The sequence below is a fragment of the Shewanella sp. Scap07 genome (assembly GCF_013394145.1).
In the GTDB taxonomy this organism is placed as follows: Bacteria; Pseudomonadota; Gammaproteobacteria; order Enterobacterales; family Shewanellaceae; genus Shewanella; species Shewanella waksmanii.
Window position 1 is genome coordinate 121217 of record NZ_CP041329.1, and the last position, 22151, is coordinate 143367.

The 22151-nt window shown below is 47.4% G+C and carries 23 protein-coding genes; 15 read left to right on the forward strand and 8 right to left on the reverse strand.

The window, feature by feature from the left end; all coding sequences use genetic code 11:
* Positions 1-90 precede the first annotated feature (90 nt).
* The 4 genes from FLM48_RS00615 to FLM48_RS00630 all read left to right on the forward strand — a co-directional run bounded on the left by FLM48_RS00615 (position 91) and on the right by FLM48_RS00630 (position 3082).
* The gene (locus FLM48_RS00615) at positions 91-531 is read left to right on the forward strand and encodes a hypothetical protein (protein WP_051484606.1); all 441 of its coding nucleotides are present in this window, start codon (positions 91-93) and stop codon (positions 529-531) included.
* Complete coding sequence (locus FLM48_RS00620) at positions 528-1043, forward strand: GreA/GreB family elongation factor (protein ID WP_179022832.1); 516 nt, start codon at positions 528-530, stop codon at positions 1041-1043. The genes FLM48_RS00615 and FLM48_RS00620 overlap by 4 nt, the downstream gene beginning before the upstream one ends.
* Positions 1044-1167: 124 nt before the next feature.
* Positions 1168-1665 carry a Tfp pilus assembly protein FimT/FimU gene (locus tag FLM48_RS22830; protein WP_179022834.1) on the forward strand — a complete coding sequence of 166 codons (498 nt, stop codon included), beginning with the start codon at positions 1168-1170 and terminating at the stop codon, positions 1663-1665.
* Positions 1666-1750: 85 nt separating this feature from the next.
* Positions 1751-3082, forward strand: coding sequence for an ADP-ribosylglycohydrolase family protein (locus tag FLM48_RS00630; protein ID WP_256871010.1), 1332 nt, complete (start codon positions 1751-1753; stop codon positions 3080-3082).
* Positions 3083-3204: 122 nt separating this feature from the next.
* Here FLM48_RS00630 and FLM48_RS00635 read toward each other — a convergent pair whose 3' ends face one another.
* Both FLM48_RS00635 and hutI read right to left on the reverse strand, forming a co-directional pair.
* Positions 3205-3405, reverse strand: coding sequence for a hypothetical protein (locus FLM48_RS00635; RefSeq protein WP_179022838.1), 201 nt, complete (start codon positions 3403-3405; stop codon positions 3205-3207).
* Positions 3406-3697: 292 nt separating this feature from the next.
* A complete protein-coding gene (gene hutI / locus FLM48_RS00640; RefSeq protein ID WP_179022839.1) occupies positions 3698-4924 on the reverse strand; it encodes an imidazolonepropionase in 1227 nt (408 codons plus the stop codon).
* 186 nt (positions 4925-5110) lie between these two features.
* On the opposite strand from hutI, the gene hutC reads away from it, so the two are divergent.
* From hutC to hutH, 3 genes are all read left to right on the forward strand, one after another.
* A complete protein-coding gene (hutC, locus tag FLM48_RS00645; RefSeq protein WP_179022841.1) occupies positions 5111-5815 on the forward strand; it encodes a histidine utilization repressor in 705 nt (234 codons plus the stop codon).
* Between the two features lie 82 nt (positions 5816-5897).
* Positions 5898-7574: a urocanate hydratase gene (gene hutU / locus FLM48_RS00650; RefSeq protein WP_179022843.1), complete on the forward strand. Its 1677-nt coding sequence runs from the start codon at positions 5898-5900 to the stop codon at positions 7572-7574.
* A gap of 2 nt (positions 7575-7576) precedes the next feature.
* On the forward strand, positions 7577-9109 hold the full coding sequence (gene hutH / locus FLM48_RS00655; protein ID WP_179022845.1) for a histidine ammonia-lyase: 1533 nt from the start codon (positions 7577-7579) through the stop codon (positions 9107-9109).
* Between the two features lie 55 nt (positions 9110-9164).
* Here hutH and FLM48_RS00660 read toward each other — a convergent pair whose 3' ends face one another.
* A complete protein-coding gene (locus FLM48_RS00660) occupies positions 9165-9704 on the reverse strand; it encodes a TonB-dependent receptor (protein WP_179022847.1) in 540 nt (179 codons plus the stop codon).
* A gap of 202 nt (positions 9705-9906) precedes the next feature.
* On the opposite strand from FLM48_RS00660, the gene FLM48_RS00665 reads away from it, so the two are divergent.
* Positions 9907-11178, forward strand: coding sequence for a mechanosensitive ion channel family protein (locus FLM48_RS00665; RefSeq protein WP_179022849.1), 1272 nt, complete (start codon positions 9907-9909; stop codon positions 11176-11178).
* A 51-nt stretch (positions 11179-11229) separates the two neighbouring features.
* On the opposite strand, the gene FLM48_RS00670 is transcribed toward FLM48_RS00665, so the two are convergent.
* Both FLM48_RS00670 and FLM48_RS00675 read right to left on the reverse strand, forming a co-directional pair.
* The gene (locus FLM48_RS00670) at positions 11230-11856 is read right to left on the reverse strand and encodes a LysE family translocator (protein WP_179022851.1); all 627 of its coding nucleotides are present in this window, start codon (positions 11854-11856) and stop codon (positions 11230-11232) included.
* Positions 11857-11996: 140 nt separating this feature from the next.
* The gene (locus tag FLM48_RS00675) at positions 11997-12560 is read right to left on the reverse strand and encodes a lysophospholipid acyltransferase family protein (protein WP_179022853.1); all 564 of its coding nucleotides are present in this window, start codon (positions 12558-12560) and stop codon (positions 11997-11999) included.
* A 171-nt stretch (positions 12561-12731) separates the two neighbouring features.
* Between FLM48_RS00675 and FLM48_RS00680 the strand changes: the two genes are divergently transcribed.
* Together FLM48_RS00680 and FLM48_RS00685 are read left to right on the forward strand one after the other, a co-directional pair.
* A complete protein-coding gene (locus tag FLM48_RS00680; RefSeq protein ID WP_028773712.1) occupies positions 12732-12929 on the forward strand; it encodes a hypothetical protein in 198 nt (65 codons plus the stop codon).
* Positions 12930-12997: 68 nt separating this feature from the next.
* Positions 12998-13420, forward strand: coding sequence for a DUF4440 domain-containing protein (locus FLM48_RS00685; protein ID WP_179022854.1), 423 nt, complete (start codon positions 12998-13000; stop codon positions 13418-13420).
* Here FLM48_RS00685 and FLM48_RS00690 read toward each other — a convergent pair.
* Both FLM48_RS00690 and FLM48_RS00695 read right to left on the reverse strand, forming a co-directional pair.
* Positions 13417-14187 (reverse strand): NRDE family protein, encoded by a 771-nt coding sequence (locus FLM48_RS00690; RefSeq protein ID WP_179022855.1) that lies wholly within the window; start codon positions 14185-14187, stop codon positions 13417-13419. The two genes, FLM48_RS00685 and FLM48_RS00690, sit on opposite strands and share 4 nt — an antisense overlap.
* 78 nt (positions 14188-14265) lie before the next feature.
* Entirely contained in the window at positions 14266-15864 is a 1599-nt protein-coding gene (locus FLM48_RS00695; protein ID WP_179022857.1) for a metal transporter, read from the reverse strand.
* A 301-nt stretch (positions 15865-16165) separates the two neighbouring features.
* Here FLM48_RS00695 and FLM48_RS00700 point away from each other — a divergent pair, with 301 nt between their 5' ends.
* Both FLM48_RS00700 and FLM48_RS00705 read left to right on the forward strand, forming a co-directional pair.
* Entirely contained in the window at positions 16166-16765 is a 600-nt protein-coding gene (locus FLM48_RS00700; protein ID WP_028772805.1) for a YhgN family NAAT transporter, read from the forward strand.
* An 86-nt stretch (positions 16766-16851) separates the two neighbouring features.
* On the forward strand, positions 16852-19023 hold the full coding sequence (locus FLM48_RS00705; protein ID WP_179022859.1) for a trehalase family glycosidase: 2172 nt from the start codon (positions 16852-16854) through the stop codon (positions 19021-19023).
* Here FLM48_RS00705 and FLM48_RS00710 read toward each other — a convergent pair.
* On the reverse strand, positions 19020-19595 hold the full coding sequence (locus FLM48_RS00710) for a chorismate lyase (RefSeq protein ID WP_028772807.1): 576 nt from the start codon (positions 19593-19595) through the stop codon (positions 19020-19022). The two genes, FLM48_RS00705 and FLM48_RS00710, sit on opposite strands and share 4 nt — an antisense overlap.
* A 232-nt stretch (positions 19596-19827) precedes the next feature.
* Here FLM48_RS00710 and FLM48_RS00715 point away from each other — a divergent pair, with 232 nt between their 5' ends.
* From FLM48_RS00715 to FLM48_RS00725, 3 genes are all read left to right on the forward strand, one after another.
* On the forward strand, positions 19828-20205 hold the full coding sequence (locus FLM48_RS00715) for a flagellar basal body-associated protein FliL (RefSeq protein WP_372847462.1): 378 nt from the start codon (positions 19828-19830) through the stop codon (positions 20203-20205).
* 73 nt (positions 20206-20278) lie between these two features.
* On the forward strand, positions 20279-21430 hold the full coding sequence (rlmF, locus tag FLM48_RS00720; RefSeq protein ID WP_179022861.1) for a 23S rRNA (adenine(1618)-N(6))-methyltransferase RlmF: 1152 nt from the start codon (positions 20279-20281) through the stop codon (positions 21428-21430).
* Between the two features lie 345 nt (positions 21431-21775).
* Positions 21776-22147: a hypothetical protein gene (locus FLM48_RS00725; protein WP_179022863.1), complete on the forward strand. Its 372-nt coding sequence runs from the start codon at positions 21776-21778 to the stop codon at positions 22145-22147.
* The last annotated feature ends 4 nt before the right edge of the window (positions 22148-22151 follow it).

Below are 22151 nucleotides of genomic sequence, written 5' to 3' on the forward strand. Positions count from 1 at the left end.
ATATTGTGGCATCGCCCAGCTAGGTTTGCGATAACGGGGGTATCCGTAATAGTATGCGCTAATTGAGCAAGGATTAAAGGGTGGCTGCTGTTGCGTCAATTATTGCGTTATATTCCCGCTTTGGTGTGCGGATTGTTGTTGGCTCAGTTGAGCCTGATTATTTTTGGTGTCACCGCCGAATATATGCTGGCTTACCTGAGCAATATCAGTGATTTTCATGCAAATAGTTTAGAAAATATCATTTTGATATTGCACGACTTAACGGCTGCACTGTTATTGGCCGCGCTAGTACTGCTGTTGTATAGCAAGCTATTTAAACGCTACCCGAATAACTGGTTTAGTGCGGTACTGATGCAGCTGCCTTTGGCCTATATCTCACTCTGGGTGATCCCGCCTTCATTTGATTTTTCTACCTTGTTTACTGCGGCCCAATCAATTTCGGCCATCAGTTCTTCTTTGGCTATGTTAGTTGTTTATGGGGTCGCCAATTTAGGCCAACGCTCAAAACTCCACACTGGGTTAAGTGAGTGAAACAAGTCAAGCCGCTGCTTATCCGGCAGATTATTCATGCGCTAACCCAGCTGCACAGCACAGCTAAAGTTGCGGCTAATCAAGCTCATGCGACAGCGACCCACAGTGAGAGTGTCGCGCGCAGCAAGTATGAAACCTTTGGCCTTGAAGCTTCCTATTTGGCTCATGGGCAAACCCAACGCGTGGCTCAGTTGGCGCAGAACATTGACGCAATTAATGCCTTGCCTGTCAGGTATTTTCAACAGGCCGATGCCATCGCTGTGGGGGCGTTAGTCATTATCGAAGATACTCAGCAGCAGTTGCAGGCATTGTTTATTTCCCCTTGTGCTGGCGGTATCAAAGTGGCTTTTGATTGTCGGCAGATTGAAGCCGACTTAGCCATTGATGAAGTGATGCTCATTACTCCTGCCTCACCACTAGGTGCGGCACTATTGGGCAAATATCTTGATGAACAGGTGAGAGTCGATATTGCTGGTAACGTCAAGTTGGTGGAGATTATAGCAGTTTACTAAACCGTCAGAGTCCAGCTTGATTGAGTACTTAAATAAGCGGACTTGACACTTGTCTAGCCTAGTATCAGGATAGAGTAGGTAATCTACACAAGTTACTGTTATTGCTAAGTAGTGGAGCAAGTTTATGATCAGTCCGCGCAACCATACCGGCTTTACATTGATCGAGCTGGTGGTGGTTATCATTGTGCTAGGCATTCTAGCTGTGGTCGCCGCGCCTAAGTTTATTAACTTAAAAAGTGACGCCGTGAAGGCCAATATGGAAGCCCTTGAAGGGGCGCTACGCTCGGCTAACTCGTTAGTATATTCCAAAGCGGTGATCAAAAATCAGCACCAGCTCAATAACGGCTCCATTATCAGCAATGACACCACGATCAATACCACTATGGGTTATGTTTCTGCAGAGAGTAGCAACTTAGCCAATGCACTGGATATGTCACTTGAGTCGATTAGCGCGGTAACCGATCCGTTTACGGCAGACTGGGGGGTGATAGATTTTTTTGGCTTTATCACTCTGATTATCCCCAAAGATCGTCCTTTTAGCGGCAACTGCCTACTGCTATATGCTGTGTTACCCAATACCACCGATGGTCCTTTCTATCTACCGTTAACAGATGATTGCTAGGCCATTGCCATCTGTAATCAATTTAACTGTATGCGCAGTGGTACTGTTGGCGTCGTTATTATTGGCGTGCAGTTCTAGCAGCAAAGTGACCGACAGCCAAGTTGTCTCTTCACCAGCCGCCATCGAGATTTCACGCCGTGACTATAAAGATAAGCTTTATGGCTTTTGGTTAGGGCAGAGCATTGCCAATTGGACTGGGCTGGTTACCGAGATGGATAAGATTGGCGGGGCCGGGCCCCATGGTGTGTTTTATACCCGAGAAGACTGGGGGAAAGCCGATCAGCCTAGTATTTGGGGCCAAGGGGTCCCGAGTGATTTATCGGCCACCATCGATTTTGTGTTTAAAGACCCTGGTGAGGTGTGGGGTTCTGATGATGACACTGACATAGAATATATTTATCAGCACTTGCTTGATAAGCACCAAACCTCGATATTAACGGCAGAGCAGATCCGCGACGGTTGGTTAACCCACATTTACTCCGAATCGCAATCACCCTTTGGTGTTGATGATGCTGGTAAAGCGCAGAATTACTTATGGGTGTCTAATCAGCGTGCGTATGATTTGATGGCCGAGCATGACCTTTTACCCCCGTCGACGAGTGATCCGGCTAACAACCCAGAATTTGAGATGATTGATGCGCAACTCACCACTGAAATTTTTGGTCTGTTTGCGCCTACTCGCCCAGATGTTGCGTTGAACATGGCCTATTTACCGATCCGAACTACAGCGCGAGAAAATGCCGCTTGGGCGGCGGAGTTTTATGTCATCATGCACGCGCTGGCGGCAGGTATTGATCCAGCAAAGTCGATAAAGCCACAGCTTTTTGCCATTGCCGATCAGGCGCGGCAGCGATTACCCAATTCATCTTATACAGCTAAAATGTATGACTTTGTCAAAAGCCGCTACCTAACTGGTGCCCGCTGGGAAACCGTGCGTGATGAGTTATATGTTAAATATCAACTCAACCAGGAAGACGGTTACGATATTACGGCGCAGCAACGTTATTGTAATGGCTGCTTTGCTTCAGGGATTAACTTTGCTGCGAGTCTGGTGAGTTTTTTCTATGGCGAAGCAGATATTGTGGAAACCATTAAAATTGCCAGCTTAGCGGGTTGGGATTCTGATAACCCGGCCGCGACTTGGGGCGGTTTGCTGGGCTTTGTCATTGGTAAGCAAGGCATAGAAGCGGCTTTTGATCGTCAGTTTGCCGACCAGTTCAATATTCATCGTACCCGCGGCGGATTTGATAATAATGGTATAGATAATTTTGCTGATATGGCAGCCAAAGGCGTTGGAATTGTTGATCACGTTGTGATTGAGCAGCTTGGTGGCAGTCTCGATACTGAGCGGCAAGTATGGCGCATCCCACAAGTTAATGGCTTAGGTTTTGATACCGCAGAGCCGATGCCATACTAATGGGGAACGATTACCTTAATAAACGCTAATTATATTAATTTAACCATGAAAAAATGTATTTAAAGCTGGATTAAATTCAGCATAAAAAGCCAGAGAGTATAACTCGCTGGCTTTTATATTGACTAGATCTCTAGTGGACCACAGCGCTTAGCTTCATTTGCCCAATAACGACAAAGCTCATAATTATTAGTGCCATTGCAATAGTAGTTGGCATTATTTTTAGCTATTTGACAATAACGCGCATCTGGTGATGCGGTCACAGATGTTGCCATACCAATACTCATACCAATACCAACTAAAGCTAAAGTTAATTTCTTATTCATGATATTCCTTATCTACATTCGTATGAATGTCCTTAATGTGATTATCTATATGTTAATGATAAATATAAATAATTAGCCAATTGAAAGTATAAAATAAAGGTTGGTCCGTCAATGGTATGAGGATGATGAATTAAATTGGGTTTTAAATATTCGTAAAGATAACTTTAATAGGAAGAAAGTATGAGTAATATCATTATTTTTGATTACTTATTAAATAGTTCTTTAATTAGATTTCTGTATGGAAATAATATCAAGCTAGGTGACTTCTAGCCTGATATAATTTTTGTCGGTATTACTGATGCACTATTTGACCGTTCTTAACGACATCGACACAGGCATCTACGCCGTAGGTGTAGGCTAGCTGTGCAGGGGTACTGATATTCCACAGGCAAAAATCAGCGTGCATACCGACTGCTAATACGCCTACCTGTTGCTCAATATCCAGTGCTTTGGCGGCATTACGTGTCATACCGGCTAAGGCTTCCTCTGGCGTTAAGCGCAGCAAGGTACAGGCCATATTGAGCATCAATAGACTAGAACACAATGGCGATGAACCTGGGTTGTAGTCGCTGGCCACCACCATTGGCACTTGGTATTGGCGCAGTAGGTCGATTGGTGGGTGCTGGGTTTCGCGTAAAAAGTAGAACGCGCCAGGTAGTAAGGTGGCACAGGTTCCGCTTTCACTCAGTGCTTTTACACCGGCTTCATCGAGGTATTCAATGTGATCCACGGATTTAGCGCCGAGTTTTGCCGCCATGGCTGAACCGCCCATGTTCGAGAGCTGCTCAGCATGGAGTTTTATCGTCAGTCCTGCCTTTTTCGCCGCCTGAAGTACACGTTCTGTTTGTGCCAGATTAAAGGCGATATTTTCGCAAAACACATCCACCGCATCGGCGAGGTTTTCCGCGACAACTTTGGGCAACATCTCATTGATCACTAGGTCAACATAGGCATCGCTATCACCACTGAACTCAGGGGGAATCGCATGGGCCCCCAAAAAGGTGGTTTTCACGTCGACATGGTGATGTTTTCCTAACTCGCGGGCAACGCGTAATATTTTTAATTCAGTTTCAATATCGAGCCCGTAGCCAGATTTGATTTCTACCGTAGTGACGCCTTCTTTGGCTAAAGCGTTGAGGCGTTGGCGCCCCAGCTCAAACAGCTCTGCTTCACTGGCTTCGCGACAGGCTTTAACTGTTGAAATGATACCGCCACCACTGCGAGCAATCTCTTCATAGCTGGCACCTTGTAAACGTAATTCAAACTCGTTAGCTCGGTTGCCTGCAAATACCAAGTGAGTATGTGCATCAATGAGACCTGGTGTAACCCAGCCACCTTTGCCTTTGTAGATTGGGGTCGCGAGTACGTCAAACTCTGGCAATTCAGTCCGCGCACCAATCCAGGCTATTTTACCGTCTTTTACAGCAATGGCACCATCGGTAATAGCGCCATAAGGCGTTGATATTGATGGTGACATTGTAGCGATATTGATATCAATCCAGACCTGATCCCACGACATGGTGCACTCTCTTATTCATTATTTTTGGCGACATTGAATACTAGCATCAAAAATAAATATATCGCTAGCTTGTATTTACTTGTATATACAAGTTAGGATTGTAGCCGAGTTTTTGATCAGGGTAAATCACTGCTGTTTACCGGTTGTTATGCGGGGTTGGGACAGTAGCTTAAAAAGGGAACACCGATGGCGACGCCAAAATTTGCAGCAATTAAGCAATATATCTTAACTCAGGTCGAGTCTGGCGCTTGGGCAGAGAACACGCGGGTGCCATCGGAAAATCAGTTGGCCGAACAGTTTAATTGTAGCCGGATGACTGCTCGGCGCGGACTCACCGAATTAACTGAATCTGGGGTGCTGGAGCGCTCGCAAGGGTTAGGCACCTTTGTGGCGGGGTTAAAAAGCCAGTCATCAATGATGGCGATTCGCAACATTGCCGATGAAATTAAAGATCGAGGCCATGGCTATAGCGTTGAACAAGTGCAGCTGATATCAACACAGGCCACTGGAGCGATTGCCATTGCCTTAGGCCTTGAAGAAGGTGCAGAGGTTTATCATTCGTTATTGGTACATTGCGAGCAAGGGGTGCCGTTGCAGTTAGAAGAGCGTTTCGTTAACCCAGCCTTAGTACCCGATTATCTAGCGCAGGATTTTACCCAACAAACTCCCCATGAATATTTATCTATGGTGGCGCCGCTAACCGAAGCGAAGCACACCATTGAAGCCAAACTTGCGGTGAAGCAACAGCTCGATTTGCTGGGTATCCCGGCCGGTGAACCCTGTTTGCAAATTAGTCGCCGTACTTGGTCTCGCCAAGGTGTCGTCAGCTTTGCACGCTTAATACACCCTGGCAGTCGCTTTAGATTAGGTGGCCATTTGACCTTCAGTTAATTGGCCCGAAACAGCACGTAAACACAAGCAAGACAGCAATAAACAATAATCAAATAAAAACAAATTGAACGAGGTAGTCCCAATGGATAACAGACACGATCCTAGTCGTCGCATTATCGCGCCAACTGGCAGTAAGCTGAGTTGTAAAAGTTGGTTAACGGAAGCACCAATGCGTATGTTGATGAACAACTTACATCCAGATGTGGCTGAGCGACCTGAAGATCTAGTGGTGTATGGCGGTATTGGCCGTGCAGCCCGTGATTGGCAGTGTTATGACAAAATCGTGGAAGTGCTACAACGTCTTGAAGATGATGAAACCTTGCTAGTGCAGTCGGGCAAGCCGGTGGGCGTGTTTAAGACTCACAACAATGCCCCACGAGTTATCATTGCTAATTCAAACCTAGTGCCACATTGGGCTAACTGGGAACACTTTAATGAGTTAGATAAGAAAGGCTTGGCCATGTATGGCCAGATGACAGCAGGTTCTTGGATCTACATCGGCTCGCAAGGCATTGTTCAAGGTACCTACGAGACCTTTGTTGCCATGGCCAAGCAGCACTTTAATGGTGATGCCAGTGGTAAGTGGATTCTTACCGGTGGCCTTGGTGGTATGGGCGGCGCGCAGCCACTTGCCGGGACAATGGCAGGATATTCAGTGCTCACCTGTGAAGTAGATGAAACCCGTATCGATTTCCGTCTTCGTACCCGCTATGTAGATAAAAAGGCAACCAGCCTTGATGAAGCTTTGGCGATGATTGATGAAGCTAACAACAGCGGTAAGCCGGTCTCGGTTGGTCTACTTGCCAACGCCGCAGACGTGTTTGCTGAGCTCGTTGAACGCGGCATCACCCCTGATGTGGTGACTGACCAAACATCCGCGCACGATCCACTCAATGGTTACCTGCCACAAGGCTGGACGTTAGCGCAAGCTATCGAGATGCGTAAAACTGATGAAGCTGCCGTTGTTAAAGCGGCTAAGCAGTCAATGGCGGTGCAGGTGAAGGCGATGTTAGCGCTGCAAGCGGCTGGCGCAGCTACCACCGACTATGGTAACAACATTCGTCAGATGGCATTTGAAGAGGGGGTTGAAAACGCATTCGACTTCCCTGGTTTTGTGCCAGCTTATGTACGTCCGTTATTCTGTGAAGGTATTGGCCCGTTCCGCTGGGCGGCGCTTTCTGGTGACCCAGAAGATATTTATAAGACCGATGCCAAAGTTAAAGAGCTTATCCCTGATAACCCGCATCTGCACAACTGGTTGGATATGGCGCGTGAGCGTATCGCATTCCAAGGTTTGCCTTCTCGTATTTGCTGGGTAGGACTAAAAGATCGTGCTCGTTTGGCGTTAGCCTTTAACGAAATGGTTAAGAATGGCGAGCTTTCAGCCCCGGTTGTTATCGGCCGCGACCATTTAGACTCAGGCTCAGTAGCCAGCCCTAACCGCGAAACAGAGTCGATGTTAGATGGCTCAGATGCTGTATCAGATTGGCCACTGATGAATGCGCTACTTAACACCGCAAGCGGTGCGACATGGGTATCACTGCATCACGGTGGTGGTGTTGGTATGGGCTTTAGTCAGCACTCAGGTGTTGTGATTGTTGCCGATGGTACCGATGACGCCGCAGCGCGCTTAGGTCGCGTATTGTGGAATGACCCTGCGACAGGCGTTATGCGCCATGCTGATGCAGGCTATGATATTGCCAAAAATTGTGCCAAAGAGCAGGGGCTAGATCTGCCAATGCTAAATGAGGAGAAGTAATAATGAGCCATTTAGTATTAACCCCAGGTAGCTTAACCCTGAAACAAATCCGTGATATTAGCCGTGGTAAAGTTAGCCTTGAGTTGGCTCAAAGTGCCATTGGTGATATCAATACCAGTGCGGGTTTAGTGCAGCAAGTGCTTGATGAAGGCCGCACAGTGTACGGTATCAATACCGGTTTTGGTTTGCTGGCAAACACTAAGATCGCCGCAGATGACCTGCAATTATTGCAGCGCTCTATTGTACTTTCCCACGCGGCTGGTACTGGCATGTATATGCAAGATGCCACCGTGCGTCTAATGATGGTATTAAAAATCAATTCATTAAGCCGTGGGTTCTCTGGCATTCGTCTCGAGGTCATTAACTTCCTCATCGCCTTGGTTAATGCCGAAGTTTATCCTTGTGTGCCAGAGAAAGGATCTGTTGGGGCATCAGGCGACTTAGCGCCGCTGTCGCATATGTGCTTACCATTGCTTGGTGAAGGTGAGATGAGCCATAAAGGTGAGATTATTACAGCGGCTGAAGGTTTAGCCATTGCCGGTCTTAAGCCTATTGAACTGGCCGCCAAAGAAGGTTTGGCTCTGCTTAACGGCACCCAAGCATCAACGGCGCTGGCACTTGAAGGCCTATTTAACGCAGAAGATCTATTCGCCGCGAGTTCTGTTATTGGCGCCATGAGTGTTGAAGCTGCCATGGGCAGTCGCAGCCCATTTGATCCACGTATTCATGCTGCCCGTGGTCAAAAAGGCCAAATAGATTCCGCTGCGATATTCCGTCATTTATTGGCTGAAGAATCAGAGATTAGCTTAGATCATGTTAATTGTGAGAAGGTGCAAGACCCATACTCATTGCGTTGTCAGCCACAGGTTTTAGGGGCGTGTTTAACTCAAATCCGCCATGCTGCAGAAGTACTTGAAACCGAAGCCAATGGTGTAACCGATAACCCGTTAGTATTCCAAGATACCGGCGATATTATTTCGGGCGGTAACTTCCACGCTGAGCCTGTAGCGATGGCCGCAGATAATCTGGCAATCGCGATTGCTGAATTAGGTTCTATTGCCGAGCGTCGTATCGCGCTATTGATTGACTCTAATTTATCTAAATTGCCGCCATTTTTGGTTGAAAATGGTGGGGTTAACTCAGGCTTTATGATTGCTCAGGTGACAGCTGCAGCGCTAGCATCAGAGAACAAAACCTATGCCCACCCCGCGTCAGTAGATAGTTTACCTACATCGGCTAACCAAGAAGACCATGTGTCGATGGCAACCTTTGCAGCACGCCGTTTACGAGATATGTCAGAAAACACCCGTGGCGTGTTGGCCGTTGAGTTATTAGCCGCGGCACAGGGCTTAGATTTTCGTGCGCCGTTGCAACCAGCTACCGCAATCGCACATGCTAAAGCTGAGTTACGTGAGCGCGTAACTTACTATGATAAAGATCGTTTCTTTGGGCCAGACATTGAAGCGGCAACTGAGTTGTTGCTCACCGCAAGCTATAATGTGTATTTACCAGCAGGTATGTTACCTAGCTTGTAAGAGGATTGCTTAAAGCAACAAAAAAGGGCCGTCAGGCCCTTTTTTATTGGTGGTATTACATGGCAAAACCGACGCTAATCACTGCCGATTCTGTGGCGGAATTATACCCTGCGCCGATCATCAGACCCATATCCATCATGTAGCGAAAGCCCACTTCGGCACCCCAGGTCTTATCATCCTCTTTTTCCCATACCGGTTTACAGTCGGTACACAAAGGCGTGATATTGTTAGTTGAGTGCAATTCATAAATGTACGCAGTGGCACCGCCATACACACTGAAATTGTCGACCAAGGTATAGCTCAGGCCAAAACGCCAAAGGGTTTCTCGGCTGTATGCTTCGCCTGGCTCTTCAACGACCAGATCTTCATCTTTGCTGCGGGCATAACCAATATAATAACCCCAGTTACTGTAGTCAGGGTCATAATGATAAGGGGCGAATGTAACGCCGTACATGTTGTTTGCTGCGGGCACGTAGTCGACACTGACGCTCATAACGGGCTTACGTTTAAGCACATCTTCATCATCAGTATAGGTGTTTGCCAAAGCTGGCAGCGAACAGGCGATGGCACTTAGGCCAATTAGTGTACGAATCATTACTCTATTCCCCCAATTTGAACGAGTCGAACGATTGTGGTAAATCTGATTCTACCAGTCAAATTTAAGTGCTAAAATTCATTTTAAAATAAAGACTTGTGTATTAATTGTAGCATTTTAGTTGGTCGAGTGTAGACTGGTTGGGGTAGATGTCATTTTTTACGCAATGGATTTTATCGCTAGTGGGCAACGGAAAATCAACATGGAAAAGCAACCCTTAGATCAAGAGATACGACTTCAGCTGAGCGACTGGTTATCGCAATGGGGCATTAATAGTGTGCCAAGTGACGGCGCTTCAACTTCTATCATGTTATTGGCCAGCTTAGTCTTTGCATTATTGGCCTACATGTTTGTTCGCCGCGGTGTCGTGCGGGCGATGAATGTGGTCATTCAGCGCTCTCGGGTTTCTTGGGATGATATTTTCATGCGCTATCGAGTGCTGGAAAAGTTAGCCTATGTCGTCCCGGCATTGGTGCTCAGCTTGTTAGTGCCGATGGCGCTGGCCGAATACCATCTGCTGAGCAGTTTAACTAGCCGCTTACTGAGCGTGACCATAGTGATCTTGCTTGTAAGGGCTATTTTCAGTGCCTTTGATGCCGTTAACGAGATAGCCGATGTCAATTTGGTCAGCCGCCGCTTGCCAATCAAGAGCTTTGTGCAGCTGTTTAAACTGTTCTTATTTTTCGTTGCCATTATTATCTCTATCTCGGTATTGGCCAATCAATCTCCGTTAATCTTCCTCAGTGGTTTAGGGGTGGCAACCGGTTTAGTGATGTTGGTGTTTCGCGATACCATTTTGGGCTTTGTCGCCGGCATTCAACTTGCTGCCAACCGCATGGTTAGTCCAGGTGACTGGATTCAGATGGACAAGTACGGTGCTGATGGCTCGGTTGAGGAAGTGTCACTTACCACAGTGAAAGTGCAAAACTGGGATAAAACCATCACCATGATCCCAGCTTATGCTTTAGTGTCTGATGCGTTTAAGAACTGGCGTGGTATGTCTGAATCTGGCGGCAGACGAATTAAACGTTCAGTGGTAATTGATATTGATACGGTAGGCTTTTTAACTGAAGAAGATCAGCAGCGCTTAGGTAAGATCAATCACCTCAAGAGCTACCTATCGCAGAAGCAGTCGGAGCTAGACCAGCACAATGCCGCTGTCATTGATGCGGAGTCGCCGGTAAATCGGCGTAAGCTCACCAATATTGGGACGTTTCGTGCGTACATGTTGGCGTACCTCAAGCAGCACCCACAAATACATCAAGAGATGACGTTGCTGGTCAGGCAGCTAGAGTCGAGCAAAGAAGGGGTGCCAATAGAGATTTATATTTTCACCAATGACACTCGCTGGGCGGTTTATGAAGACATTCAAGCAGATATCTTCGACCATATTTTCGCGATATTGCCAGAGTTTAATTTAAAAGCCTTCCAAGCGCCGAGTGGTGCTGATTTGCGTAGCTTGCAGCAAGGTTAACGTATTTTTATAGCAAACAGCCCGGTGTGGTGACCCCATCGGGCTGGGTCGTTAATTTTGCTTGCTGATCAAAATGGCTGCCAGGCCAATAAATACCCCGCCGCTGGCACGATCAAACCAATGCAGTTTATTACTGGTCTTTAGGCTAGGCGCCAATACATTTGCCATACTGGCGTATAGCATCACAAAACTAAAATCGACTATTGCCCAAGTGACGGCCAATATCGCGAGTTGTGGTCCTTGCGGGGCGGTCATATCAATAAATTGTGGGAATAAAGCGCCAAAAAAAAGCAGATCTTTGGGGTTACTGATCCCAACCAAAAATGCTTCTTTAAACATCTGTTTGGCAGACCCTTTCCCCTTAATATGCTGTAAGTCTAAGCCGTGACCGCTAGCTTTGGTTAACAATAGGCGAATACCGAGGTAAAGCAGATATGCCGCACCACAGTATTTAAGGATGGTAAAGCCATATTCCGATGCGCTTAGCAATGCCCCTAAGCCAGCGGCAGAAGCAAACATTAATAGCAAAGCAGAGCTAACACTGCCAAAGGCGGTGGCTAGGCTGCGAACTTTACCAAAGTGAATACCATGGCTCATGGACAATACCGCCATGGTGCCAGGAGAGATGGCAATTAATAGAATTGCCATCAGATAAAGTAGCCAAGTCTCAATGCTCATATGGATTGTATACAAAATGAGTGGTGACGCGGACTATAACCAGTGATGGCGGATTTAGCAAACCGTATACTGGCTTTGGACGCATTGTTAGCTGTTAAAGCCCCAAGCATCAGTGACTTTATATGCTGGTCGAGTCGCGATCACTTAGGGTCAGAGGCGGAATAATCCGGAATATTTTTAGGGTGGCGGCCTTTGATAGTGCGGAAAAAGCCGAGAATCGCGGCCATATCGTGTTCAATGTCGCCGCTCACTGTCATCGCGGGAGCAATAACCACGGCTTTGCGGCCAAAATCTAAGCCTACGGTCACAATGGGCACCTGTGCTTGGCTGGCGATGTGGTAAAAGCCGGTTTTCCAGCGAGTGACTGGGCTACGGGTTCCCTCAGGGGCCAACGCCAGTTTGAACTGGGTGTTGCTGGCAAACAGTTTCGCTACAGCATCGACGAGATTATTACTTTTGCGCCTGTCTACCGGTGTGCCACCAATGGCGCGAAAAAACCAACCCCAAGGGGCAATAAATAGCTGGTGCTTACCTAAGAAATTAATCTTCTCGCCAATGGCACCACGGGCTATCACGCCGATGATGAAGTCCCAGTTGCTGGTGTGTGGTCCTACAATCGCTAGGTACTTGTCTTGTTTGGGCATGGCGCCTTCTACCTGCCAACCTATTGCGGTCAGCAGCATTTTGCATAGAGCTTGTATCATATCGGTTCACTCTTATTATTTAACGCCTTGGGACCCTTTAATCATAGTTTTACTTGTAGGATTGGGCGTTATTTGGTGATGTAATACCAATCAGTATAAGAATTTGATCAACTCAGCGCGCTTTTGGCAAACTAATTCGAGGCGAATAATTGAAACAATGGTTGTTCTCTTGTGAAATTATTCAACGCAGAAGTAGGTAGCCAAAAACGCGCCACAATGGCGAGTTTTAGCGGTTCTGATGCGGAGTTAACGAGCTTAACCGTAGAACAACTATGCTCTTCACTCGTTGCAAGCCACATGGATGTGGTGAATGTCATTAATGCAGGAGCATTTAAGGACCTTGCCTCAGTACCGCTAAACTCTCGCTGAGTGACTAAATGTTTATACTGATTGGTATAAGGTATAGTACACTTAAATTCACAATAGTGGAGAAGCTGATGATTAAAAAAGCAATTGGCTTGTTTGTACTCTTTATCGCCGCCTCGGTGCAAGCGGTACCTAGCGATGATATTGCTGAAATATTATCTCAGCAAGAAGCGGCGTGGAATCGAGGCGATCTCGATAACTACATGCGCGGCTACTGGAACAATGAAAAAATGCGCTTTGTGTCAGGCAATAAGTTCAGCTACGGCTGGGAAAAGACCTTGGCGGCTTATAAGAAAAACTACCCTAATGCCGCGGCACTAGGGCAGCTCAAGTTCACTATCGAAGAGACCAAAATGCTGAGTAATTATGCGGCATTAGTGGTGGGACGTTGGGAGCTAAAACGGGCCAAAGATAACCCTAATGGCGTGTTCACTTTGCTAGTGGAACGCATCGATGATCGTTGGGTGATCACCCATGACCATAGTTCTGACTAACCCGAGACATGTAAAACATCAGAGCCCAGTTGACGGCCTTTGCCGTCGTAACGTAACTCCATAATATCGACTTGCTGCTTAGCATTGCGCAATACAATGCTGGTGGCACGAGTGCCATACTCCGGATGCTTGATGTAGATAGCTGACAATAATCGTTCCCACTCTAACGCTACACCCGTTTGTGGCAGATCCGCATCGGCAGCACGGCTTTCATCTTTCATTAGCATGGCAAGTTGTTGCATTTTAGGCGCGCTGTTATCACGTAGTAGCCCGCTAACGTAATCCTCTAAGGCTTGGGTACCTTTGGCCATTTTAGGCCACACATCGTCTAACTCACCATTGCTAATAGCATGAAATCCACGGCTAAGCGGGCTGCTGGTTTGGCTGACGCTGTTATAGCACATCAGCTGATCGTGTTGTTCAAAAACCAGATTGAATGGATTGTATTGCTCGCTGTGCTGCGTCAACCACAACTGATCAAATGGCTGCTGTGAGTCGAGCGCATTAAGTACCAGATCGCCACGACTACGCATATCTTGCTGCTGTAATTCAGGGGCGCGAATATTGGTAAGGGCGGCAAATTCTCCTTGCTGATTGACTCCTAACCACGTGCCGCCGGCTTCAAGATCTTTACCTGCAATAATGCCTTGTGGTTGTTGCCATAGATGCAGGCCTTGGGTGGGACGATGATGAAACTCATCACGGTTAGCACAAACAATCAACGGGTAGTCAGGATGCACCTGATAGGCGACAAACAGTATGCACATACGTAAGGTCTCATTGCGGGGCCGATAATGGTCAATCTACTCGGCCAACCGCATAAGATCTAGTAAAAGCTGCAACGGTTAATGGTGATGCTGACCTTTTTCTTGGCTATGTGAATGGCCATGCGAATGACCATGTGAGTGGCCGTGGGAGTGATTACCATCATGATCATGGTGATGTGCTTTGGGTTTCCACAGCATAATTCTAGCCATAAACTTTCTCGGCCCCAGCCTGAGTAAACTTGCCGCAAACAGGCTTGCTAACAGGATAACCGCGATCAAACTGGTGTTATCAGGCACCGACAGTACGATGTGCCAGTTTAGTTGCATTAACTCAGTGACAAAAATGCCACCGGTTATCAGTAAGCTGAGCAATGCAATTTGCAACTTCGACATCAGCTTAAGCTGAGCGAGGTTAAACACCGGTGCGGCAATCAGAGCCACCATTACAGCGGCATTACTCCAGCCACTGTATGCTAGGGCCAGTGCTAATACCGCGCCGCCTAAATTACAAAAACGCATCGGCAAAAATAGCGCTAATAATACTGCCACCTGTACCCAAGGGTTTGCTAAGGGCACAGAGGGGTGGCCAATCAAGTTAGCCAATAATAGGCTTAACACAATCCACGGCGCACTACGGTCAACTAAGTGGGCAAAACCAAATCGCCAGCCTTGAGCCGGTAAGTGCAGGTGTGGATCGGTGGGGGTAACTTTAGCCATGGTTAGCATCGCCCCCATGAGCATTAAAATCAGCAGTTGCGCCAGGGCAAATTCAGGGCCAAGCAGCAGCGCGGTGATAATTAGGGCTTCCGGACCGAGCAAGCGTTGCAACCATTGCAATGGCAGATGCTTACTTTGCGGTGATAACCCCAGGGTAAATCGCAGCGCTGCAAACAGATAACTCAGTAACAGTACCGGTGCGATGGTCGTTAACCAGCCAATAAGCTGTTCAGTGCTGTGATCGTGATGGTGGTGTTCGTGGCCGCCAGAGTCCACCAATAGCAATAACGCCAACAAACCTAATCCAAGTAGGCTGCCAATACCGGCTTGGTACTCATATTTGCCTTGGCGGTCATCAATTTGTTGTCCGTGGGGCTGATGCAATACCACATGTAGGATAGAGCCCGTGACAAAAGCTTGTAGATAAACCGTGTTATCCAAACTTAGGTGAGTAAGTAATTGCTCACCTGCAAAGTATCCCACACCGGTAAGTGCCATCATTGACAGCAAGACCACCCAAGCCCAGCGGGTGCCAACTTGTGGCTTTAATAGCCACCAAATAGCTAAACCCACAGGCAAGCGATGCAGAATAATGCCTAGGGCTAATAGCGTGGATGCGCCTTCTTGTTGTGCCAGTACCATAGCACCACCGTCGGTGATGGTATGCAGGAGTAAGCCGCCAATACCTAAAGTGAGTGTTAGGTTGTGGGTGACTTCAGAATATCGATGAAATAAGCGTTCGCTTAAGGTCGGTCCCCAAATGCCGATCATCACAAATACAATGGCCATAAAGCCGCCGTGTTGCAGCAGTTCTGGCAAAATGTGTACGAGTACTAAGCCGCCAAGCGAAACAAAAATAAAGCCATCTAAGCCTTTATGCAGTCCAGCTCCCGTTGTGAAAAAACGGTAGAACAAAGGACCAAGCAATAGTGCGATACAGCTGGCAACGAGATATAACATGGGCAATATAAGTGAAGGAGCCTAGGGAAGCGACAGAGTATATCATACCAATTGTATTTAGTTCATGAGCAATTGGGCAGCCTAATGGGATTTACATTCAAGTTATTGTACCGCGTTATCCCTGCAAGGCCGCTGGTGAGCTCAGTAAACTTGCGCTGAGGCTAGGCTAAGCCACAGGCTTTTCTCGACAGCATTTTGCTACAAATGCTAATGAAATTGTTGTAAAAGTTGGCCTATGTAATGATTGTTGCGCTGAAAAGGTTATACAATATAGTTTTTACATGTGACAAAAGCTTTCGCCATGGAAACTCTTTCTGCAGCAGTGATGCTGTTTTTAATTATGGACCCGCTAGGCAACTTGCCCATTTTTGCCTCAATTTTACGTCATATTGAGCCGAAAAAGCGCCGTAGAGTGTTAATACGCGAACTGCTCATAGCATTAGTGATTATGCTGCTGTTTTTGTTTGCTGGTGAAGCCATTCTTAATTTTCTCAATTTACGCTCTGAGTCCGTTAGCATTGCCGGCGGTATCATTCTGTTTTTGATTGCTATCAGAATGATATTTCCACAGCCAGGTGGTGTTGTAGGCCTCGCCGCAGGTGAAGAGCCCTTTATTGTGCCGATGGCGATTCCGCTCATGGCCGGTCCTTCTGTGCTAGCTGCGCTGATCTTACTGGCACACACAGACAGTACCAGAATGGGAGATTGGACTATCGCCCTGTTTGCGGCTTGGGGCGCGAGTGCGGTGATTCTACTCTTCTATAAAGTCTTTACTAAGGTGCTCGGCGAAAAAGGCCTGACAGCGGTAGAGCGCCTAATGGGTATGGTGTTAGTTATGCTATCGGTGCAGATGTTCCTCGACGGTGTGGCTAACTATATTGCTCATACAGGGCAAGGCTAACCGCATCGGCATTATTTGCATAATGCTTGATAGTTTGTAATTATTGAATATTGTATCCAACGTATTTAAGTAATTGATTATCCATTATGCTAGCTACTGTTATGCTCTGCGCCGCCTGCACATTGGCGCCAACGTCGATTGATACCAACCTGCTGGATTACCAGGGCACGCCGCAGTCGATGGAGCAACGGGATGCTAAAGGCAATTTGCTTATCCCTGCCGTTTACACCGACTTAGGCGCTTGGCACGGCTTTCACTTACCGGCTGATGAGACGGACTTTGGTGCGTTTACGGGGCCATTGATCATTGCCCAAGAATACAGTGTCCATTTTAGTGATGCCCTACAAAGGTTAGCGCTTGTGGATAGGCTTAGTGGCAAAAGCTGGTCGTTAGCTGAGGCGACTAAACAGCATATTTACAGTGTCTCTGGCAGTTTAGTGCAAGAGTTTCAGTGGCCAACTTTGACCTTGAAAACTCAATCACAATTTAGTGATAGCCGCACGGCCGTGGTCAGTACAACCCTGATTAATCGCAGTGATACTCAGCAACAGTGGCAACTGCACTGGCAGGGGCAGCCATTCGATTCGCACCCCAACCTAAAAGATTACCAGCTTATCGCTGCGACCGAGAATGTTGGCAATGGTGTGCGTTGGCAGCTCAATCCAGTCCGCGAAAAATGGCAACTGATGTTGGCTGATGCCCAGTATGAGCTGTTATTTGAGCAAGCCACTGATATCCAGATTAATAACAGTCAATATCAAGCCAGTAGCCAAGTAATCACGTTGGCGCCTTTGGAGCAAACCACATTACGCAGCGCTCAGCGTTACTTCCATACCCAAAAAGCGCGTAAGGCGGCAGGGGTGTTTGACTGGTCTGGGGTTGATGGCTCATTAGATGCAAATCATAGCCGCTGGCAACAACGACTGGCCAACCTCAATCGTGGTGGCAGTATGCTCGACAAGCGTATGGCCGCTAAAAGCATGCAAACCTTAATTCATAACTGGCGCAGCCCGGCTGGGGCGATTATTCATGATGCGATAACCCCGTCCATTACTTACAAATGGTTTAACGGAGTTTGGGCTTGGGATACTTGGAAGCAAGCGGTGGCGTTGGCCCAGTTTGACCCCCAATTAGCGCAGGCCAATGTTAGCGCGATGTTCGACTATCAGTTTGACCAACATGATAGCGTGCGGCCGCAAGATGCTGGCAATCTACCCGATGCGATTTTTTACAATCAAGATGATAACCGCGGTGGTGACGGCGGCAATTGGAATGAACGTAACGGTAAGCCGCCACTTGCCACATGGGCTGTCTGGCAGATCTATCAACAAACTCAAGATTTGGCACTGCTGCAGCGTTTCTACCCTAAATTAGTGGCCTATCATCAGTGGTGGTATCGCAATCGGGATCATAACGGCAACGGATTAGTTGAATACGGCGCGAACGTCCATCCCATGCATGTAAAGCAAGGCGTCATTGATCGCCAAGCGATTATTGAAGCCGCCGCGTGGGAGTCAGGTATGGATAATGCCCCCCGCTTTGATGACAGTGATGATCTGCAAATACTCAGCAATGTAGGTATCGGCCCTGGGGCAACGGAGCCGCAATTGCTGGGCTACTCTATTTCACAAGAGTCGGTAGACCTCAATGCTTACTTGTACGCCGAAAAGCAATGGCTAGCACAAATCGCCGATCTATTAGGACAGCAACAACAAAGCCTCCAATGGCAGCAACAGGCGGCTACGCTGAAACACAAAATTCAGACACAAATGTTTGACCCACAGAGTGAGTTTTTCTATGACGTTCGCTTTAATGGCGAGCGCAGTTGGCGTTTAGTTGAGGCCGGTCGTGGCGTAGAGGGCTGGGTGGCATTATGGGCTGGAGTGGCAACAGACGCGCAAGCGAAACAGATGATTGAACGTTATGTTAATGAGTCGGCTTTTGCCACTAAAGTGCCGTTTCCCACTGTGAGTGCTGATAGCCCAGCATTCGCGCCGAGCCAGTATTGGCGAGGACCCGTGTGGCTAGACCAAAGCTACTTTGCCTTACATGGGTTAGCGCGTTATGGATATGAGCAGCAGGCCAAGCAATTAGCCCGGCAGCTAGTCAGTGCCGGTGAGGGCATGCAAACCCAGCAGCCGATAAGAGAAAATTATCATCCGCTCACGGGTGAAGGTTTGCATTGCACCAACTTTAGCTGGTCAGCGTCAGTGCTGTTGTTACTGTATACCGACTGGCTGCATCAACAATCGCACTAGGCTTGTTGCGGCAGGGCTTCAATTGCAGCTTGTGCGGCTGGCAGGAATATTTCGCTGACAATCAATTGGCTGTCATGATGTTCAAAATAACGTCTACGACCCCATAGTGGTTGGGCCGCATCCTGTTGCAGTTGCTCGACTAGGGCCGCCAGCTTATTACAGGGAGTAAAGTGGCAGGCTTCAATATGTCCTGGGGTGAATTGATCGCTGGTAAACAGCAATTCGCCAAGGGGACGAGTGCCTAAGCCCATAAAGTCAGACTGGCTTTGCGACATTAGCTCTGCCGGGATAAGCGTTCGGGCAAACACCCAAGGGGTGCCATCAAGGCACAGCAATACTTCACGTACCCAAGTTTGTTGCTGCTGTGGAAGCTCACCGACTAATGGCATTAAATTGCCTTCACCTAGCACTCTTACCTCAAACTGCAGGCATTGTTCACGCAGTTTCTTAGTGAGACTGCCGGTGCTCAATAACCATTCTCTAAATGCTGATGCAGGTAGTGGGGCGATTTTTTCCGGTGTATACCATTGAACTGCTTCTCCGTAGGGGAAGCTTAACCTAGTCACGCTCATTCATTTCTCGGTACAATGCTAGCAAACTGAAGCAGTTTATCATGTGTTCGGCCTTTCTCGAAAGCAAAGCGATGGTTTCGATGCTTACAAATCAATGAGAATTGGCATAGAACAACAACAGAACAGGAAATATTCACGCACCTCTGTCATAATTGGCGCAGTGAGTGTGTTCAGCGCGCCAATTTAGGAGTTATTGTTAGGTATGAAAAAGTTAGTGTCACTGTGGCTCGTTATGGCCCTGAGCATTTTTTCTGCATCTGTCTCTGCTGAAGACGAAGAAAAGCTAGATACCTATGCTTATTACGGATTTGAGCCAGAAATTGTCACCAATTACATTTCAAATCGAAAGAAGCTTGGTTTTGTGCGCATTGGCGTGGAGTTGATGGTGAAAGATCCTGAAGATTTGATTGCTTTAGAACGCCACGATCCACTATTGCGTGCCGCCATTGTAGAAATTCTTGGTTCGCAAACCGAGGACAAAGTGAAGTCGTTAACTGGCAAAGAAGATATTCGCCGCGAGTGTTACGACACCATCAATAATTTGCTTGAAGCCGAAACGGGCAAGGCTATGGTGGTTAACCTGCTATTCACTAAGTATTTATACGATTAATATTGCCTAGGCAAACTGCGGAGCCACCTGGGTGGCTCCGTGGCTGTTGTCATGGCCTTGGGTAACCCAGCTTATGAGCAAACCGTCGCGGCACAGTTATGTGCGCACCCACCCATCAGAAAAAAAACACGCTGATAAAACTGTTAAAGCGGGTAAACCTCAGCCTGCTAGCGGCAAGCGACAGCGTCAAACTCAAGGTTCAAAATCCAGCGGCAAATACCTTGCTCAGCATCAAATCATTGCGGCTTATCAAACGGGGCTGCACCCGCGCAATATCCATCGACAAGATTACGATTTCAACGCGCTTATTAAGGCTTATGCACCGCTGAGCGCTTATGTTCGCCCGAATCCGTACGGTAAGCTGTCAATCGACTTTGCTGATGCTGATGCGGTGAAACACCTTAATGCCGCCTTGCTAAAGCATCATTATCAAATCGATGCTTGGGATATCCCAGCGGGTTTTTTATGTCCGCCTATTCCGGGGCGGGTGGATTATCTGCACTATTTAGCCGATTTACTTTCGGCGCAACCGCTTGATGGACAAAATGTCCCAACTATCCCTAAGCGATTGTATGGAAACAAAATTAAGGCGTTAGATATCGGCACTGGAGCGAATGGCATCTATCCACTGTTGGGGATTAGTCAGTATGGCTGGCAGTTTGTGGCTAGCGATATTGACCCACAATCGGTTAGCAATGTGCAGCAAATTGCAGCCGCTAATACCAAGGTGTCTCAGTCGCTTGAGGTGCGCTTGCAGCAGCAAAGCTCGAAAATGTTTACCGGTATTATCGGCGCCGATGAGCGCTTTGATATCACGCTATGTAATCCACCTTTCCATGCATCGCTAGCCGAGGCCAGTCAGGGGAGCCAGCGTAAACTCGCCAATTTGGCCGCCAATCGAGCCGCCAAGGGCCATCAAGCCAGTAAGGCTACCTCTAAGCTAAATTTTGGTGGTCAAAAAGCTGAACTCTGGTGTGATGGCGGCGAACAGCGGTTTTTGCTTGATATGATCGCTGAGAGCAAGGCCTTTGCAACGCAATGCTTGTGGTTTACCAGTCTGGTTTCTAAAAAAGAAAACCTAACGGCGTGTTACAAGGCACTCGACAAAGTGGCTGCCATCTCGGTCAAAACTATTAATATGACCCAAGGCAGTAAGTTGACGAGGGTGTTAGCATGGACGTTTTTAGATGCTAAGCAGCAGGCTTTGTGGGCAAAATACCGTTAATCAGGATAGGCTGTTGATTTGATACCAATCAGTATAAACATTTAGTCACTCAGCGAGAGTTTAGCGGTTCTGAGGCAAGGCAACGAGTGAAGAGCATAGTTATTCTACGGTTAAGCTCGTTAACACAGCATCAAAATCGCTAAAACTCGCCATTCTGGCGCGTTTTAGGCTACCTACTTCTGCGTTGAATAACCTCACAAGGGAGCAACCATTGTTTCAGTTATTCGCCTTGAATTAGTTTGCCAAAAGCGCGCTGAGTAGATCAAATTCTTATACTGATTGGTATGAATTAACCGGGCTGTGGTACAGTTGAATTTAGGGATTTTAAGCAGCGAGTAAGGATATATGAGCAGTCCGTTAGGTGGGTATTATTTGGCGGCAGCCAAGCGTCAACAAACACTCAAGTGGCAACAGCAGCAGCTCACTGGTATAGCGTTGAGGTTGCACTTTTTTCAACACAATCAATGCCTATTTAGTGAAACTGCTACGCTTAATATCGGTGAAACTGTGACCCTATCAGATGAGTTGATGACAATCACATGTCGAACTCAGCTGTTGGATTCAGGTTTACTGCAGCTTGATAGCGAAATCCACAGTGAACGACTGTCGCAACCTTTGCAGCAGCGCTTAATGTTATCTCCTAATGTGAGCAGCAGTAGCCATTTAGCCGATGAGGACCAATTTAGTCTCAGTGCCGAAGCCAAGCCGACCCCGTGATATG

Bases quoted from the DNA above. Each gene is read 5' to 3' on its own strand.
- FLM48_RS00670 (WP_179022851.1), bottom strand. From the start codon at position 11,856: ATGAGCATTGAGACTTGGCTACTTTATCTGATGGCAATTCTATTAATT.
- FLM48_RS00695 (WP_179022857.1), bottom strand. From the start codon at position 15,864: ATGTTATATCTCGTTGCCAGCTGTATCGCACTATTGCTTGGTCCTTTG.
- FLM48_RS00690 (WP_179022855.1), bottom strand. From the start codon at position 14,187: ATGTGCATACTGTTTGTCGCCTATCAGGTGCATCCTGACTACCCGTTG.
- FLM48_RS00725 (WP_179022863.1), top strand. From the start codon at position 21,776: ATGAGCAGTCCGTTAGGTGGGTATTATTTGGCGGCAGCCAAGCGTCAA.
- FLM48_RS00710 (WP_028772807.1), bottom strand. From the start codon at position 19,595: ATGAGCGTGACTAGGTTAAGCTTCCCCTACGGAGAAGCAGTTCAATGG.
- hutC (WP_179022841.1), top strand. From the start codon at position 5,111: ATGGCGACGCCAAAATTTGCAGCAATTAAGCAATATATCTTAACTCAG.
- hutU (WP_179022843.1), top strand. From the start codon at position 5,898: ATGGATAACAGACACGATCCTAGTCGTCGCATTATCGCGCCAACTGGC.
- rlmF (WP_179022861.1), top strand. From the start codon at position 20,279: ATGAGCAAACCGTCGCGGCACAGTTATGTGCGCACCCACCCATCAGAA.
- FLM48_RS00685 (WP_179022854.1), top strand. From the start codon at position 12,998: ATGATTAAAAAAGCAATTGGCTTGTTTGTACTCTTTATCGCCGCCTCG.
- FLM48_RS00715 (WP_372847462.1), top strand. From the start codon at position 19,828: ATGGCCCTGAGCATTTTTTCTGCATCTGTCTCTGCTGAAGACGAAGAA.
- FLM48_RS00635 (WP_179022838.1), bottom strand. From the start codon at position 3,405: ATGAATAAGAAATTAACTTTAGCTTTAGTTGGTATTGGTATGAGTATT.
- FLM48_RS00660 (WP_179022847.1), bottom strand. From the start codon at position 9,704: ATGATTCGTACACTAATTGGCCTAAGTGCCATCGCCTGTTCGCTGCCA.
- hutI (WP_179022839.1), bottom strand. From the start codon at position 4,924: ATGTCGTGGGATCAGGTCTGGATTGATATCAATATCGCTACAATGTCA.
- FLM48_RS00705 (WP_179022859.1), top strand. From the start codon at position 16,852: ATGCTAGCTACTGTTATGCTCTGCGCCGCCTGCACATTGGCGCCAACG.
- FLM48_RS22830 (WP_179022834.1), top strand. From the start codon at position 1,168: ATGATCAGTCCGCGCAACCATACCGGCTTTACATTGATCGAGCTGGTG.
- FLM48_RS00675 (WP_179022853.1), bottom strand. From the start codon at position 12,560: ATGATACAAGCTCTATGCAAAATGCTGCTGACCGCAATAGGTTGGCAG.
- FLM48_RS00700 (WP_028772805.1), top strand. From the start codon at position 16,166: ATGGAAACTCTTTCTGCAGCAGTGATGCTGTTTTTAATTATGGACCCG.
- FLM48_RS00665 (WP_179022849.1), top strand. From the start codon at position 9,907: ATGGAAAAGCAACCCTTAGATCAAGAGATACGACTTCAGCTGAGCGAC.
- hutH (WP_179022845.1), top strand. From the start codon at position 7,577: ATGAGCCATTTAGTATTAACCCCAGGTAGCTTAACCCTGAAACAAATC.